The sequence below is a fragment of the Neisseria basseii genome, from assembly GCF_962707005.1.
Taxonomy (GTDB): Bacteria; Pseudomonadota; Gammaproteobacteria; order Burkholderiales; family Neisseriaceae; genus Neisseria; species Neisseria bergeri.
Genome location: NZ_CAUIXH010000005.1, coordinates 63,419 through 78,147, shown reverse-complemented (window position 1 = coordinate 78,147; position 14,729 = coordinate 63,419). Strand labels below are relative to the sequence as shown.

At 51.4% G+C, this 14,729-nt stretch carries 18 protein-coding genes and 1 tRNA gene; 3 read left to right on the top strand and 16 right to left on the bottom strand.

The annotated features are described in order from the left end of the window. Positions 1-22: 22 nt before the first annotated feature. Together Q9I99_RS04270 and Q9I99_RS04265 are read right to left on the bottom strand one after the other, a co-directional pair. A complete protein-coding gene (locus Q9I99_RS04270; protein WP_439652319.1) occupies positions 23-616 on the bottom strand; it encodes an NMCC_0638 family (lipo)protein in 594 nt (197 codons plus the stop codon). Between the two features lie 12 nt (positions 617-628). Further along, complete coding sequence (locus Q9I99_RS04265) at positions 629-853, bottom strand: sulfurtransferase TusA family protein (protein WP_002238886.1); 225 nt, start codon at positions 851-853, stop codon at positions 629-631. Between the two features lie 108 nt (positions 854-961). On the opposite strand from Q9I99_RS04265, the gene Q9I99_RS04260 reads away from it, so the two are divergent. Next, entirely contained in the window at positions 962-1,573 is a 612-nt protein-coding gene (locus Q9I99_RS04260; RefSeq protein WP_301668330.1) for a CNP1-like family protein, read from the top strand. A 59-nt stretch (positions 1,574-1,632) separates the two neighbouring features. On the opposite strand, the gene accD is transcribed toward Q9I99_RS04260, so the two are convergent. The 14 genes from accD to mltG all read right to left on the bottom strand — a co-directional run bounded on the left by accD (position 1,633) and on the right by mltG (position 12,557). Then, positions 1,633-2,505, bottom strand: coding sequence for an acetyl-CoA carboxylase, carboxyltransferase subunit beta (gene accD, locus Q9I99_RS04255; RefSeq protein WP_301668331.1), 873 nt, complete (start codon positions 2,503-2,505; stop codon positions 1,633-1,635). A gap of 37 nt (positions 2,506-2,542) precedes the next feature. Continuing rightward, entirely contained in the window at positions 2,543-3,328 is a 786-nt protein-coding gene (trpA, locus tag Q9I99_RS04250; RefSeq protein ID WP_301668332.1) for a tryptophan synthase subunit alpha, read from the bottom strand. Between the two features lie 397 nt (positions 3,329-3,725). After that, on the bottom strand, positions 3,726-4,229 hold the full coding sequence (locus Q9I99_RS04245) for a c-type cytochrome (protein WP_301668333.1): 504 nt from the start codon (positions 4,227-4,229) through the stop codon (positions 3,726-3,728). 493 nt (positions 4,230-4,722) lie between these two features. Continuing rightward, positions 4,723-4,815: transfer RNA gene (locus Q9I99_RS04240), tRNA-Ser, on the bottom strand. A 156-nt stretch (positions 4,816-4,971) separates the two neighbouring features. After that, on the bottom strand, positions 4,972-5,487 hold the full coding sequence (locus Q9I99_RS04235) for a 3-deoxy-manno-octulosonate cytidylyltransferase (protein WP_301668334.1): 516 nt from the start codon (positions 5,485-5,487) through the stop codon (positions 4,972-4,974). A 22-nt stretch (positions 5,488-5,509) separates the two neighbouring features. Further along, entirely contained in the window at positions 5,510-6,271 is a 762-nt protein-coding gene (gene kdsB, locus Q9I99_RS04230; RefSeq protein WP_301668335.1) for a 3-deoxy-manno-octulosonate cytidylyltransferase, read from the bottom strand. Further along, positions 6,268-6,450 (bottom strand): Trm112 family protein, encoded by a 183-nt coding sequence (locus tag Q9I99_RS04225; RefSeq protein WP_002221286.1) that lies wholly within the window; start codon positions 6,448-6,450, stop codon positions 6,268-6,270. Before Q9I99_RS04225 ends, kdsB begins: the two co-directional genes overlap by 4 nt. Before the next feature lie 221 nt (positions 6,451-6,671). Continuing rightward, the gene (locus Q9I99_RS04220; protein WP_301668336.1) at positions 6,672-7,247 is read right to left on the bottom strand and encodes a DUF2059 domain-containing protein; all 576 of its coding nucleotides are present in this window, start codon (positions 7,245-7,247) and stop codon (positions 6,672-6,674) included. 111 nt (positions 7,248-7,358) lie between these two features. Continuing rightward, the gene (locus tag Q9I99_RS04215) at positions 7,359-7,886 is read right to left on the bottom strand and encodes a hypothetical protein (RefSeq protein ID WP_301668337.1); all 528 of its coding nucleotides are present in this window, start codon (positions 7,884-7,886) and stop codon (positions 7,359-7,361) included. A gap of 56 nt (positions 7,887-7,942) precedes the next feature. Next, the gene (gene lpxK, locus Q9I99_RS04210; protein WP_301668338.1) at positions 7,943-8,980 is read right to left on the bottom strand and encodes a tetraacyldisaccharide 4'-kinase; all 1,038 of its coding nucleotides are present in this window, start codon (positions 8,978-8,980) and stop codon (positions 7,943-7,945) included. 38 nt (positions 8,981-9,018) lie between these two features. After that, positions 9,019-9,363 carry a hypothetical protein gene (locus tag Q9I99_RS04205; RefSeq protein ID WP_301668339.1) on the bottom strand — a complete coding sequence of 115 codons (345 nt, stop codon included), beginning with the start codon at positions 9,361-9,363 and terminating at the stop codon, positions 9,019-9,021. Between the two features lie 16 nt (positions 9,364-9,379). Beyond that, positions 9,380-10,660 carry a malic enzyme-like NAD(P)-binding protein gene (locus Q9I99_RS04200; protein WP_301668340.1) on the bottom strand — a complete coding sequence of 427 codons (1,281 nt, stop codon included), beginning with the start codon at positions 10,658-10,660 and terminating at the stop codon, positions 9,380-9,382. Between the two features lie 221 nt (positions 10,661-10,881). Beyond that, positions 10,882-11,502 (bottom strand): dTMP kinase, encoded by a 621-nt coding sequence (gene tmk / locus Q9I99_RS04195; protein ID WP_301668341.1) that lies wholly within the window; start codon positions 11,500-11,502, stop codon positions 10,882-10,884. 59 nt (positions 11,503-11,561) lie between these two features. Then, positions 11,562-12,557, bottom strand: coding sequence for an endolytic transglycosylase MltG (mltG, locus tag Q9I99_RS04190; protein WP_301668342.1), 996 nt, complete (start codon positions 12,555-12,557; stop codon positions 11,562-11,564). Between the two features lie 84 nt (positions 12,558-12,641). Here mltG and ampD point away from each other — a divergent pair, with 84 nt between their 5' ends. Further along, positions 12,642-13,214: a 1,6-anhydro-N-acetylmuramyl-L-alanine amidase AmpD gene (gene ampD, locus Q9I99_RS04185; RefSeq protein WP_301668343.1), complete on the top strand. Its 573-nt coding sequence runs from the start codon at positions 12,642-12,644 to the stop codon at positions 13,212-13,214. Positions 13,215-13,408: 194 nt separating this feature from the next. Continuing rightward, positions 13,409-14,695, top strand: coding sequence for a cell division protein ZipA C-terminal FtsZ-binding domain-containing protein (locus tag Q9I99_RS04180; RefSeq protein WP_301668344.1), 1,287 nt, complete (start codon positions 13,409-13,411; stop codon positions 14,693-14,695). The last annotated feature ends 34 nt before the right edge of the window (positions 14,696-14,729 follow it).

Sequence of the window (14,729 nt, the reverse complement as noted above, 5' to 3'; positions counted from 1 at the left end):
GCCAACTTTATGCCGTCTGAAGTCAGGGGAGAATTAGGGGTTTCCCGTTGTGGGAACGATACGTCAGGTTCAAAACTGCCTGTACGGGTAAATCCGGGGAATCGGCGGTTTGTGCAGTCAATACGGTTTCTTCGGAGCTGACCGATTCCCGCCAGGCATAGCTGATTTGCCTGGTTTCAAACGGTGCCTGTACTGCCTGTTGCGCCCTCAATTCTATATTGGTATTTTTCGGCGGCTGTCGGACAAGTCCGTCAAAATGTTCCAAAAGTGCGGCACTGTCTGCCCGCTCGGCTTTCACACTGCAACTATCGCGCGTCAGGCTCAAATAATAAATGCCGCCATCGCGTTCAAGCGTCCACAACACCTGTACATCGGGTTCTGCAACAGCGGGCGGCAGACGGGACAGGTCTTCCTTTCCGACAGGGACAAAATGTCCGACAGCGGCAAACTTGGAAACTGGTTCGAAACTGCCTTGAGTCAGGACGCAGGCATTCCGGAACAAATCGACGGCAATGCGCGCAAAGCTTTGTCGATCTTCATCGGAAGGTTGATTTTTGGCACTGCATGCAGCAAAAATAAAAGTTACAAACAACACAATCGGGCGAATTATCTGCATTTCAGACGGCATTTATTTGTGTTGGACGACCAACCTGAATACGCCGTCCTGCTCCGAAGCATCCAGCAGCACATGACCGGTTTGGCGGCAAAAAGCCTCAAAATCCCCGGGCGCGCCGCCGTCGGTTGCCAGAACGGTCAACACGTCGCCCTGCTGCATTTGCGCCAAAGCCTTTTTGGCACGCAAAATCGGCAGGGGACATTTCAATCCGGTTACGTCTAAAGTTTCGCTGTTCATCGTTTGTACCGTTTAAAAAATGGGAATCGGGGGGAGATTATACCCCAGTTGCTTGCAGCCCCCTTTGCCAACCCATAAAATAAAGCCGTTTTCAACTTGGAGAAATCTATGCGCCGCGCCATCCTTCTGATTCTGACCCTGACTGCCAGCACGTCCCTTGCCACCAGCTTCAGCCAAAAAGACACGCCGATCAACACCCGCTACCGCGAAACGCCCGAAGAAGCCGCCGCCCGCGAATTTAAAGAACATACCGCCGAACTGCCGCCGCTGCCCGATACGCACTCGGACGGCTGGTTCGACATTTATGTGGATGAAAATTACGGCAAACAGCCGAAAATCCTGCTCGACAGCCTGCAAATTATGCCCGCGCCCGACGGCAGCATCCGCTACATTCTCAATATCCGTTCCGACAAAGGCTACGACAACCTGACTGCCGAAGGCATATTCTGCGCCCGCTCCTCCATCGGGTTCGGTAACGGCAAACTTTCCTCCTACAAAATGTTCGGCTACGGGGACACGGTCAACCGCCGCTGGATACAGCCCCGAAACGCCGAATGGAAACCGATAGGCGGTGCATTAAGCCGCAACGACGCACTGCGCGCCGTCCTATATCAGGCATTCTGCGAGGGCGGCGTACCCGCCGACACGCAAGGTTTGGTACAACGCCTGAAAGAACGTGCCGGACGCTATGCCCCGTCGATGAAGCCGCACGACAAATAACCAGACACAAAAATGCCGTCTGAAACATCGGTTTCAGACGGCATTCGATTCATCAGCCATCAGGCGGCGGCAACTTTGTCCTGACGGAGCAACAACGTAATCAAACTGCTGATTCGCCGCTTCATATCGCGGCGGTCGACAATCTGGTCGATCGCGCCTTTTTCCAGCAGAAACTCGGCGCGTTGGAAGCCTTCCGGCAGCGTTTCGCGCACCGTCTGCTCAATCACGCGCGGGCCGGCAAAACCGATCAACGCGTTCGGTTCGGCAAGCACGACATCGCCCAAAAATGCAAAGCTGGCGGATACGCCACCCATGGTCGGATCAGTCAATACCGATATAAACGGCAGGCGTTTTTCCGTCAACAGGTGCAGCGCGGCACTGGTTTTCGTCATCTGCATCAATGAGTTCACACCCTCCTGCATACGCGCACCGCCGGAAGCCGCCACACAGACGAACGGACAATTGTCGGCAACCGCCCGACGGATACCTTGTACGAATCGTTCGCCCACAACCGAACCCATCGAACCGCCGATAAAGCGAAATTCAAACGCAGCAACCACAACGGGCAGACCGTTCATCTTGCCTTTCATTACCACCAAAGCATCATCTTCCCCGGTCAGCTTGCGTGCCGCACTCAAACGATCCGGATATTTTTTGCTGTCTTTAAACTTCAAAGGATCTGTCGGTTTGACATTTCCGGCAACCTCCTCTCTGCCATCCTCATCCAAAAGCAGATTCAGGCGTTGTCGTGCCGACAACGGATTGTGGTGGTTGCATTTCGGACAAACCTGATTGTTCTGCTGCAACTCGGTAGAATAAACGGTTGCCGAACAAGACGGGCATTTGTGCCATAGACCCTCGGGAACATTGGAAGAACCGTCTTTCCCACGATTCTTGATTTTGGGTGGCAGGATTTTATCTAACCAGCTCATGGACAACTCCTAAAATATTCAGGATGAGGAACCGCCGTCAGCGCACGGCATCCTTCAACTCTTTTACCAAAGCACCGACGGCGGCAGCCTCGTTGCCTGTATTGTTTTCGATTTCTTTCACAATCCGGCTGCCAACAATAACTGCGTCGGCAACCCGACCGATTTTGCGTGCACTTTCTGCATTGCTGATACCGAAACCGACACCGATGGGAATATCAATATACTGACGCAAATACTCTATTCTACTCGAAACTTCATCCGTATCCAAACTTGCCGCACCCGTTACCCCTTTGAGCGATACATAATAGACGAAACCACCTGCAAATTGTGCAATGGTCTTAATGCGCCCTTCAGTCGTTGTAGGTGCAATCAGGAAAATACAGTCAACCCCGTTGCCTTTCAGCTCGCGATATAAAGAATCGATGGTTTCGATGGGGGAATCCACTGTCAACACACCATCCACCCCCGCCTTTGCGGCTTCCTGAGCAAACTCCCGATAACCCATCTTATGTATGGGATTCAAATACCCCATCAAAACAACCGGCGTTTGAGTATCGGTTTCACGAAACCTTCTGACAACATCCAAGACATCACGCAGCGAAACCCCGTTTGCCAACGCCCGCCCTACCGCACGCTGAATAGTCGGACCATCTGCCATCGGGTCAGAAAAAGGCACACCCAACTCTAAAATATCCGCACCATTTTCCACCATACTGTGCATTATTGCCAAAGTCGCCCCAATGTCCGGGTCTCCAACCGTAATATAAGGAATCAATGCCTTCTTATTACCCAATGCGGCAAAAGTCTGTTGGATTCTACTCATTTCTCTTACACTCCCAATACCGGCGAGGCTCCGGTAAACAATCGATAAACCTTTTTAAGTATAACATCTGACGCGCAGATAGGCGAATAGGCATACCACTCCGATTGTGCGACAGATTGCCGTAACCTTCTCACCGGAAACGGGCCGTTTTCCAACTGACGGTTTTTATAAACCAATACCAAACAAACCATCAGAGCAATCCGCAAAAGGAGAAAGGTATTGGGCTGATTGACCAGCCGTAAAAAATCTTGAATGCGCAACCATGCATATAGACTGCCGCACCCTTAAATAGCTTAGTTTGAAATTAAAAAAACCGGATTCCATATATTGCATGGAATCCGGTTTCATCAAATATCCGAACAGGCTTTATCACAATATCGTAGATATTGTAAACAATTCAGAATGTTGCGCCAGACTGATTGGCCATGTAATCGACTGCGGCCTTCACTTCATCATCACTCAAACCGACATTGCCGCCCTTGGCAGGCATCGCATTAAAACCTTCGATTGCATGTTTGTGCAAGGTTTCCTTGCCTTTTGCGATACGTGGTGCCCAATCGTCTTTTTTACCCACTGCAGGTGCTCCGGGAATAGTGCCGCCATGACACATTTTACAGCTGGCTTCAAATACTTTCTGACCATCGACAGCAACGGAAGTTTCTGCTTTTGCTTCCGGTTTAGCTTCCGCCGCAGGTGCCTCCACCTTCTCCTCAGGTTTGGCTTCGGCTGAAGCCGCTTCTGCAGACGGAGCAGCCTCCTGTGCGGCCGTCTGAACCGAAGATGCCTCGGTCTGAACTTCAGAAGCAACGGCTGGAGCCGCCTCTTGCGCCTCTTGTTTGCTTTCTTGCGAACAAGCTGCCAAACCTGCCGCCATCATTAAAGTAATCAGTAGTTTGTTCATATTGTGTCTTTCTTGAGTTTTATCTTTAGATTGCCGCTTTATCCAAACGGTTGGGGAATTCTAACATATGATTCCAATAATCTAGTTCTTTATAATTAGAGTTTTTAGCATAAGTCATATTTTGTGCAAAAAATATGGCTGATAACCATAATCAAACACTTTCACAAATATATCTCATTGTTTTATAATTATAATTCATATATCTAAATACCTTAAACGAAGTTATCCCATCTGAAAATTTATCAAGCCCGTCTTTCAACTTTGCATTTTTAACCCAATCCGCCGTATTAGGAATAATAACTTTAGTCATTATGGTAAGTTGCCATTCAAAATTACCACACATTATCATAATGACTTATTGATAAAAGTTTTTACAGGCTTACATTTATGGCGTAAATTACACAAAACAAAATGAATATAATTCAATGATTCTTAATGTATGCTCAGTTTTTACGCAAAAAATAACGCCCCGTTTCGGGGCGTTTGTATTCTATGGCGGAGTAAGAGGGATTCGAACCCTCGATGCAGGTTGACCCCACATGCTTCCTTAGCAGGGAAGTGCCTTCAGCCTCTCAGCCATTACTCCTAAGGAAGCCGTAACTATAATCAACTTTCCCGACACCGTCAAGGAAAAACAGAAAGCAAATATTAATCTTTTGAAATAAAATAAGATTTACCCTGATTATACCCAATCAGGCACTTCTTTTCTTCCTGAATGGAAATATTCCTGACCGCCACGTCCTCAAGCAAAATGCTTTTGGGCATCTTGCTTAGCTTCCTGAAACCACGCGTCTTCAGGAAAACGTGCAAGTGCGGCATCCAATGTTGACAGCAGGTTTTGCGACAGGACTTTGGTCAGGTATTCCTCCTCGTTGGCTTCTGCCGCTTTGTCGGGCTGTTGCGCCAAACCGTCGGCACGGGCTTTGTGTCCGTGTGCCAAATAGTTGAGGGCGGTAATTTTTTGCGCCCAAAGCTGCGGTATGTCGGGATTGTCCTCAATCATCACCGATAGGATAGATACGGCGGTCGCCAGCCTGCCGCCGTTCATTCTAAGGTCGAGGGAACGGTTGGGCGGCAGGGTGCTGAGTGTTTCTGCCATTCTGAACCAAAATTCGCCGCTGGCTTCATCAGGTGCATTCAATTTGAGCATTTCATAGTGAACCTCCTGATCGTCGTTTTGCACAAGACCCCATACTTCGGCAAGGATTTTCTGTTCTTCACGGCTCAGGTGCTGCCATTGTCCGGCTTGCTGCTGCATATTGTTTTCCTTTGCGAATGTGTTATGCCGTCTGAAATACAGCGCGGACCCTGTCCAAATCTTCCTGCGTATCCACGCCGGCGGCAGGGGCTTCTTTGGCGGTTTCGACGGCGATGGGGTAGCCGTGCCACAGGACGCGCAGTTGTTCCAGCGATTCGATGGTTTCCAGCGGCGAGACGCTCATTTCAGCGTAACGTTGCAGAAAACCGGCGCGGTAGGCGTAAATGCCGATATGGCGCAGGACGGCGGTTTCAGACGGCATTTCGCGTTTTCCGGCACGCATTGCATCGCGCGGATAGGGAATCGGGGCGCGGCTGAAGTAGATGGCGTTGCGGTTTTTGTCGAGGACGACTTTGACGGCGTTGGGATTTATCAATTCGTCGAAATCGTGCAATTCGTGCGCCGCGGTCGCCATTTGCACGTTGTTTTCCACTAAAACTTCGGCGGTGCGGTCGATGAGTTCGGGGGCAATCAGCGGCTCGTCGCCCTGTACGTTGACAACAACCAAATGTTGCGGCAGCTTCAGCGCGGCGGAGGCTTCGGCAAGGCGAGTCGTGCCGCTTTCGTGCCGGTTTGAAGTCATGACGACTTCGACGCCGTGCGCCTGACAGGCCGTCTGAATATCAGGATGGTCAGTGGCAACAACGACGCGCGCCGCTTTGCTTTTTGCCGCCTGTTCGGCAACGCGCACGACCATCGGTTTGCCGTGGATGTCCGCCAAGGCTTTTCCGGGCAAGCGCGATGAATCCAGCCGCGCCGGAATCAATACGACAAATTCGGTCATGCTTTGAGTTCCTCTTCGCTCAACGCTCGCGCTTCGTTTTCCAGCATATAGGGAATGCCGTCTTTAATCGGATACGCCAGCTTCGCCTGACGGCTCCACAATTCCTGTTTGTCCTGATGATATTCCAGCCTGCCTTTGGTAACGGGACAGACGAGGATGTCTAAGAATTTTTTTTCCATAGGGTCTCTTTCGAGTTTATAGTGGATTAACAAAAATCAGGACAAGGCGACGAAGCCGCAGACAGTACAAATAGTACGGAACCGATTCACTTGGTGCTTCAGCACCTTAGAGAATCGTTCTCTTTGAGCTAAGGCGAGGCAACGCCGTACTGGTTTTTGTTAATCCACTATAATGGTTTAATCAATCGGATGCCCTCTGCAATACTTCAGACGGCTATCATTTATTTCTGATGCCTTTTCCCAACCTGTCCGGCCTGCTTGCAGCCTGCATCGGGATTTTTACCGCCGCAGATGATGCGCCGCAACTCTTCCGTAAACTCGGGCAGATGATGTCGCGCGATTTTCCCTGATAATGCAGTCCAAGATACCGCTATTTCACTCATCGATTTATTGATTAAATACGGACTTTTGGCAACGACAGCCTGACCGACGGGCGAACCGTAAAAGGCAATCATGCCGTCAATTTCTTCTTGCGTGTATATCTCACGGGCATTCTTCAATAAAGTATTGCGGAAAGCCTGTTTCACCTCAGGCGTGATCAAATCTTTCAAAACATTCTCACGATAGCGGTTAAAGGCTTTTGCCGCCTGATCTTTTTTCTCTTCCGGCATTTCGGCAAGGGCTTTGTCCGCATACGGTTTAAATCCGGCATTAAAGCCCTCAATCATATTTTTTTCTATATCCCGGTCAAAATTCTGCGTATCCAGCCAACGCTCCAGCGACGCGTCGCTGGGCGGGGCGGCAAAAGCATTGGTGCATACGAATGCGGCGGCAAGCAGTAAGGTTTTCAGTTTCATCAAAGACTCCTCCGGACTGGAAATTTCGTTTTTAAAACCTCAATCACCGCGCAACACAAGACAACGCCTGATGCGCGGTCGAGTATGGGCATATTTTCCACAATCAAACCATTATTTCTGCAACTCAATCAATTGGATACCGCATTGATGGGTTGACGGTGCAGGAACGGCTTCATAATCCTTGCCTGCTTCGGGTTTAAACGTCAAAGTACCGGCATCACAGCTGAGATATTGTTGATAAACCGTGTTTCCCTGTGCATTTTTCATGACATGGGCGGGCGCGTTAATCGTATTTTTCAAAGCAATTTCCACATTTGCCGGAACGATAAACTCTTTGAAAAATGCGTTTGAACCGATATTGTTGAATTGTGAAGGATTTTTACTGAATTCAGATTCAGGCATACCGATGCTTTCATTCCCTTTCAGATGGAAAAGGGATGCCATGCTCTGTCCCATACCGCCGCCTACGACGACTTTTTCCGCTTTGCCTTTGGGATCGATGGTTAAAACAGTGGGTCTGCCGTTTTGTCCGTACAGGCGGATGCGCGCATCACTCGACGGATTATATGGCTTGTTTGCCGATGACAATTCGGTGCTGACACACGCCGAAACAGACAAGACAACAGCACATAACATCATTATTTTTTTCATTTTTTTCTCCAAAAATCAAAATAAGGGTACACAGGATAAAACACTTAGCTTTCAGACGGCATCTTGTTTTTTTTCAAACGTGCCAACACAAACGCCGCCAAATCAGGTTCGATTATCGCACAAACCGGCAGCACCCAAACATTATCGGTGCAAATGCCGTCTGAAAATTTGACCGCATCTTTTTCAGTTACCAGCACCACATCGGCAGGCGGCAAATCCCGATTGGAAATATCGGCATGGTCGGGCAGAGCAACCGTTTGGTCAAGGCGGATGCCCATGTGTATCAGAGTATCGAAGAAACGCTGCGGTCTGGCGATACCGGCAACCGCTGCGACGCGCTTCCCTGACAATGTCGAAATATCCAGTTTTTCAGACGGACGGTTCAAACGGTAAACCGCACCCACCTCAATACGGCTGCCGAACAAATGTTCAGATGGCATAAAACCATCCGCCGCCCTGCCGCCGACCACCACCGCATCCACGCTTTCCAATCTCGACAAAGGTTCGCGCAAATTGCCGTTGGGCAGCAAGTCCAAATCCGTACGCCCCGTATCCGCCGCCGGAAACACCGCAATTTCCACATCCCGCCGCAGGGCGTAATGCTGCAAACCGTCGTCCGCCACAATCAGCCCGATGTCGGGATGCGCCGCCAGCAACGCCCTGCCTGCCTCTGCACGGCTGCTGCCCACAGCCGTCGGCGCACCGGTTTTGCGGAACAGCAGCAAAGGCTCATCGCCCGCATCTTCCGCTCGGCTCTCGGCATTCAATACATGAACCGCCTTGCTCTTGCGCCCGTAGCCTCGGCTGATGATGCCGACCTTGACGCCCTTTTCCTGCAAACCCGACACCAGCGCGGCAACAATCGGCGTTTTCCCCGTCCCACCCGCGTGAATATTGCCGACCACGACCACAGGCACGGACAGCTTTTCGCTTTGCCGTTTTCCCGATAAAAAATCCGCCCGCCGTTTTGCCGCAATTTTGGCAAACAGCCCGGAGAGCGGCTTAAGCAGAAAAGACAAAACCGGATAAGGTTTTTGCCAATGTCGTTCGATAAGGGTATGAAATTTGAAACAATTCGGCATATTCGATACAAATCTTCGAAGCAGAATCAGCCGGTGCATTAATAATGCGTACCCGATGCAGACCCACTTATAAGCAATATGAAAATCAAACCGATAAGCGAACCAACAAGGTAAATAAGCAACAGCGCTTTACAGAAATTGGCACGGTTGGGGTTGCCTCTGCCGAACGCCCAAACAAAAAGCATAATGATGTTGACCAAAGGAATCATGAAAACAATCATCGTCAACACCCATTGTCCTGTCGTCATGACGGGGGCGTTGTCGTTTTGGATTTCAGGCGTGTTGTTGATGTTGTAACGGACGGGTTCCATATTTTTCCTTTTTGGGACAGGTTTCAAATCGTCGGACAGCAAAATACCGCCTGAAAACAGTTCAGACGGCATTTTAACCACAAACGGCTTACAGCTTCCATTCGCCCAGCTTGGCGGCGTAGGCTTCCAAGTCTGCAATCGGACGGGTTGCCACGCCGCTTTCCATCGCTGCTTTGGCGGCAGCAGTAGCAACGCGAGGCAGCAGGCGGGAGTCGAACGGGGTCGGAATCAGGTATTCCGCGCCGAATTCGAATTTCTTACCGTAAGCGGCAACCACTTCTTCGGTTACTTCTTCCATTGCCAAATCTGCCAAAGCATACACGCAGGCGCGTTTCATTTCTTCGTTGATGGTCGTCGCGCCGACATCCAACGCACCGCGGAAGATGAACGGGAAGCACAATACATTGTTGACTTGGTTCGGAAAGTCTGAACGGCCGGTGCCGATAACCACGTCCGGACGGGTTTCTTTCGCCAGCGGCGGCAGGATTTCCGGATTCGGGTTGGCCATAGCGAACACGATGGGTTTTTCGTTCATGGTGTTCAACATTTCAGGAGTCAGCAGGTTTGCACCGGAGAGACCCAAGAAGATGTCTTTACCTTTGACAGCATCGGCAAGTACGCGCTGGCCATTGTCTTCAACGGCGTAGAATTTTTTGGATTCGTCCATGCGATCTTTGTCTTCGCGGGTTTGGTAAATCACGCCTTTGGAGTCGCAAACGGTTACGTTTTCGCGTTTCAAGCCCAAATCCAGCAGTTGGTTCAGACAGGCAATCGCTGCCGCGCCCGCACCGGAACATACCAAGGTCGCTTCTTCGATTTTGCGACCGGTAAAACGCAGGGCGTTCAATACGGCGGCGGCGGTAATGATGGCGGTGCCGTGCTGGTCGTCGTGGAATACGGGGATTTTGCAGCGTTTGCGTAATTCGCGTTCGATGTAGAAACACTCGGGTGCTTTGATGTCTTCGAGGTTGATGCCGCCGAAGGTCGGCTCTAAAGCGGCGATGATGTCCACGAGTTTTTGCGGGTCTTTTTCATCGATTTCGATATCGAACACATCCACACCGGCGAATTTTTTGAACAATACGCCTTTGCCTTCCATCACGGGTTTGCCCGCCAGCGCGCCGATGTCGCCCAAGCCCAAAACGGCCGTACCGTTGGAAATGACGGCGACCAAGTTGCCTTTGGCGGTGTATTTGTAGGCATTTTGCGGATCGGCATGGATTTCCATACAAGGAGCGGCTACGCCAGGAGAGTACGCCAACGCCAAATCTTTGTCGGTTGCCAGAGATTTGGTCGGGGTAACGGAGATTTTACCCGGAACGGGTAATTCGTGGAACTTGAGGGCGGCTTCTTTCAATGAGTTTTCCATGTGTCAATCCTGTTGCGAGAAAAAGATTTGAATCGGACTGTCCGAAACGCTTTCGGGTCATCATGTTACGGGCGGTTCGTTAATATTGCCGACGCATCCTGCCTTGTAACCGAGCGTAATTCTATCATGCCGAAAGTTTGGCGCATACCGCCATTTTCACCTGCGGCACTGCCGTTTGATTTTCGGCGCGGGCGGATGCGCTTGTTTCAATATTTGCCGCATCAACAGCCGAAATGTCCGTCCAACACTTTTTCTATGTTGTTTCTGACTTCATCCAAGCTGCGGTTACTGTCGATAATGGCGTACCGTTCGGGACAGGCGGCGGCACGGTTCAGATAAACGCTGCGCACACGCATAAAGAAATCCGCCTGTTCCTGCTCGAACCGGTCTTTCTCGCGCGACTGTCCGATACGCGCCATCGACACTTCGAGCGGCACATCCAACAGCAGGGTCAAATCGGGGCGCAAACCGCCCTGCACCCAATGTTCCAAAATTTCAATGTCTTCAGACGGCATCCCCCGTCCTCCGCCCTGATAGGCAAAGGTCGCATCGGTAAAACGGTCGGACACGACATGGATGCCGTCTGAAAGCGCGGGCAATATCACGTCTTCAATATGCTGCATTCTGGCGGCGAACATCATCAGTGTTTCCGTACGCAAACCGGCTTTGGTTTCAGGGTTGAGCAGGATTTCGCGCAAGGCCTCACCGACCGGCGTTCCGCCCGGCTCGCGCGTAAACAGCACAGGCAGCCCCCTCCGTTCAAACCATGCTTTGATGACGGCAAGGTTGGTGGATTTGCCGGCGCCGTCTATGCCGTCCAAAGTGATGAATTGCGGTTTCATATTGGTTTTCCCGACAAGGATATGCCGTCTGAAAACACAAACTTTTCAGACGGCATGGTTTATTTTTTCAAAATATATTTGCGGACAGCGGCGTTGTGTTCGGTCAAATCATGGCTGAACTGGCTCAAGCCCGTGCCGTCCATTTTGGACACGAAATACAGGTATTTTTCACCGGACGGATGGGCGGCGGCATCGAGTGCCGCCTTGCCGGGCAGCGCAATCGGGGTTGGCGGCAGACCGCCGCGCGTGTAGGTGTTGTACGGCGTGTCGCGGCGCAGGTCGGCTTTACGGATTTTGCCCTTGTATGCGTCACCCATGCCGTAAATCACGGACGGGTCGGTTTGCAGGCGCATACCGATTTTCAGGCGGTTGACGAAGACGGAAGCGACATGGTCGCGGTCGGCTTCATGCCCTGTTTCCTTTTCGACCAGGCTCGCCATAATCAGCATTTCATAAGGGTTTTTATAAGGCAGCCCGTCCTGCCTGCCTGCCCATGCCTCGTTCAGACGGCGTTGCATCGCCTTGTAGGCGGTTTGGTAAATCTGCAAATCGCTGCCGCCCGCATCGATTTCGTAGCTGTCGGGGAAAAACTGCCCTTCAGGATTGCCGCTGAAGGCATCGGGCGCAACTTCCGCCATCAGTTTTTCATTGCTCCAGCCTTTGGTGTCGTGTCCGATATCGGACGTTGCGTCGATGACTTTTCTCATATGCGAAAAACGCGACCCTTCGATAATCTGTACGGTAACCAAATCCGGCCTACCGCCGCGCATTTTCTGCAAAATATCCCAAGCCGACACTTCCGAAGGAAGCCTGTACGTACCTGTGTGCAACCTGTTATGCACGCCCAAGGCATAGGCTGCCGCCATCAATACGTGCCTGCTGTATACGATGCGGTCTTCGGCAAGTTTCCTGCCGACCGACGAAATACCCTGATTTTTGGCAATTTTGATTCGGTATGCCCTGCCGTTGTCTTTAGGGACAAAAAGCAGCGCGGCGAAAACGGCTGCCGACACGGTCAAAAAAACGGCAGACCATTTCAACAATTTTTTCAACATGGTAGGATTCCCAGCATTCGGAATACGTCTTAAAATTCGGGCGACAGTATAACCCAAATTACCCCATAAGACAGGAAGGACATCATGGACACTCCCGCTACGGCACCCTGGCAGGACGGTTGGCTGCAAAGCGTGCGCCACATTCCGTCGCCGAATTTCGGCCCAAGGGAGTCCAAAGAAGAGGTTTCCCTTGTCGTATTGCACAATATCTCGCTGCCGCCGTTCGAATACGGCACGGATGCGGTGGAAAAGCTGTTTGCCAACCGCCTAGACCCGAACGACCACCCGTTTTTCGGATTGATACACACTTTGCGCGTATCCAGCCATTTCTTAATCAAACGCGACGGAGAAACGGTACAGTTCGTTTCCTGCGACAATATGGCATACCACGCCGGCGTATCTTCATTCGGCGGCAGGGAAAAATGCAACGCATTTTCAATCGGCATCGAACTGGAAGGCTGCGATTTCGAACCTTTTGCCGAAGCACAATACCGTTCGCTCGAAACATTGTTGGAAGCACTCTGCCGCCGCTACCCAATCACGGCGGTAACAGGACACCAAGACATCGCACCCGGCCGCAAAACCGACCCCGGCCATTTTTTCGACTGGCGGCGGATACGTGAGAAAGGGTTTCCCGTGGACAGAAATGCCGTCTGAAGACCGCATATTTCATACAGTGTTGCAGAAAATCCCCCTTTATTTCGACACACTGCTGCCAGACACTTCGATTTTCGTTATAATTCAAACATTATGACAGACCGTTCAGGCACAATGCCGAAAACGCAAGCCCGATTTAACCGCAGTGCCGCACTTTGCGTATCCTGCATCCCGAAATTTAACAAGTGATTGCCATGATTTACATCGTACTGTTTCTAGCCGTCGTCCTCGCCGTTGTCGCCTACAACATGTATCAGGAAAACCAATACCGCAAAAAAGTACGCGACCAGTTCGGACACTCCGACAAAGATGCCCTGCTCAACAGCAAAACCAGCCACGTCCGCGACGGCAAACCGTCCGGCGGGACAGTCATGATGCCGAAACCCCAACCGGCGGTCAAAAAAACGGCAAAACCCCAAGACCCCGCCATGCGCAACCTGCAAGAACAGGATGCCGTCTACATTGCCAAGCAGAAACAGACAAAAGCCTCCCCGTTCAAAACCGAAATCGAAACCGTCTTGGAAGAAAGCGGCATTATCGGCAACTCCGCCCACACCGTTTCCGAACCCCAAACCGGACATTCCGCACCGAAACCTGCCGACGCGCCGGCAAAACCCGTTCCCGTTCCGCAAACGCCGGCAAAACCGCTGATTACGCTCCAAGAATTGTCAAAAGTCGAACTGCCGTGGTTTGACGTGCGCTTCGATTTCATCTCCTATATCGCGCTGACCGAAGCCAAAGAACTGCACGCACTGCCGCGCCTTTCCAACCGCTGCCGCTACCAGATTGTCGGCTGCACCATGGACGACCATTTCCAGATTGCCGAACCCATCCCGGGCATCCTCTATCAGGCATTTATCGTGGGTATTCAGGCAGTCAGCCGCAACGGACTTGCCTCGCAGGAAGAACTCTCCGCATTCAACCGCCAGGTGGACGCATTCGCACAAAGCATGGGCGGTCAGACGCTGCACACCGACCTTGCCGCCTTTATCGAAGTGGCTTCCGCACTGGACGCATTCTGCGCGCGCGTCGACCAGACCATCGCCATCCATTTGGTTTCCCCGACCAGCATCAGCGGCGTAGAACTGCGTTCCGCCGTAACGGGCGTGGGTTTCGTCTTGGAAGACGACGGCGCGTTCCACTACGCCGACGAATCCGGTTCGACGATGTTCTCCATCTGCACGCTCAACAACGAGCCGTTTACCAATGCCCTTTTGGACAACCAGTCCTACAAAGGCTTCAGTATGCTGCTCGACATTCCGCACTCCCCGGCAGGCGAAAAAACCTTCGACGACCTCTTTATGGATTTGGCGGTACGCCTGTCCGGCCAGTTGAACCTGAATCTGGTCAACGACAAAATGGAAGAAGTTTCGACCCAATGGCTCAAAGACGTACGCACCTACGTTTTGGCGCGTCAGGAGGAAATGCTCAAAGTTGGTATCCAGCCTGGAGGAAAAACCGCATTGCGCCTGTTCTCATAACTCCGCAAACACAAAGGCGGATACATCGGCAACG

Coding starts and splice junctions, on each gene's coding strand:
- Q9I99_RS04265 (WP_002238886.1), bottom strand. CDS start 853: ATGAACAGCGAAACTTTAGACGTAACCGGATTGAAATGTCCCCTGCCG.
- Q9I99_RS04200 (WP_301668340.1), bottom strand. CDS start 10,660: ATGGAAAACTCATTGAAAGAAGCCGCCCTCAAGTTCCACGAATTACCC.
- Q9I99_RS04180 (WP_301668344.1), top strand. CDS start 13,409: ATGATTTACATCGTACTGTTTCTAGCCGTCGTCCTCGCCGTTGTCGCC.
- Q9I99_RS04245 (WP_301668333.1), bottom strand. CDS start 4,229: ATGAACAAACTACTGATTACTTTAATGATGGCGGCAGGTTTGGCAGCT.
- ampD (WP_301668343.1), top strand. CDS start 12,642: ATGGACACTCCCGCTACGGCACCCTGGCAGGACGGTTGGCTGCAAAGC.
- Q9I99_RS04270 (WP_439652319.1), bottom strand. CDS start 616: ATGCAGATAATTCGCCCGATTGTGTTGTTTGTAACTTTTATTTTTGCT.
- accD (WP_301668331.1), bottom strand. CDS start 2,505: ATGAGCTGGTTAGATAAAATCCTGCCACCCAAAATCAAGAATCGTGGG.
- Q9I99_RS04225 (WP_002221286.1), bottom strand. CDS start 6,450: ATGGAAAAAAAATTCTTAGACATCCTCGTCTGTCCCGTTACCAAAGGC.
- Q9I99_RS04215 (WP_301668337.1), bottom strand. CDS start 7,886: ATGATGTTATGTGCTGTTGTCTTGTCTGTTTCGGCGTGTGTCAGCACC.
- lpxK (WP_301668338.1), bottom strand. CDS start 8,980: ATGCCGAATTGTTTCAAATTTCATACCCTTATCGAACGACATTGGCAA.
- kdsB (WP_301668335.1), bottom strand. CDS start 6,271: ATGACCGAATTTGTCGTATTGATTCCGGCGCGGCTGGATTCATCGCGC.
- tmk (WP_301668341.1), bottom strand. CDS start 11,502: ATGAAACCGCAATTCATCACTTTGGACGGCATAGACGGCGCCGGCAAA.
- Q9I99_RS04220 (WP_301668336.1), bottom strand. CDS start 7,247: ATGAAACTGAAAACCTTACTGCTTGCCGCCGCATTCGTATGCACCAAT.
- Q9I99_RS04260 (WP_301668330.1), top strand. CDS start 962: ATGCGCCGCGCCATCCTTCTGATTCTGACCCTGACTGCCAGCACGTCC.
- Q9I99_RS04205 (WP_301668339.1), bottom strand. CDS start 9,363: ATGCCGTCTGAACTGTTTTCAGGCGGTATTTTGCTGTCCGACGATTTG.
- mltG (WP_301668342.1), bottom strand. CDS start 12,557: ATGTTGAAAAAATTGTTGAAATGGTCTGCCGTTTTTTTGACCGTGTCG.
- Q9I99_RS04235 (WP_301668334.1), bottom strand. CDS start 5,487: ATGCAGCAGCAAGCCGGACAATGGCAGCACCTGAGCCGTGAAGAACAG.
- trpA (WP_301668332.1), bottom strand. CDS start 3,328: ATGAGTAGAATCCAACAGACTTTTGCCGCATTGGGTAATAAGAAGGCA.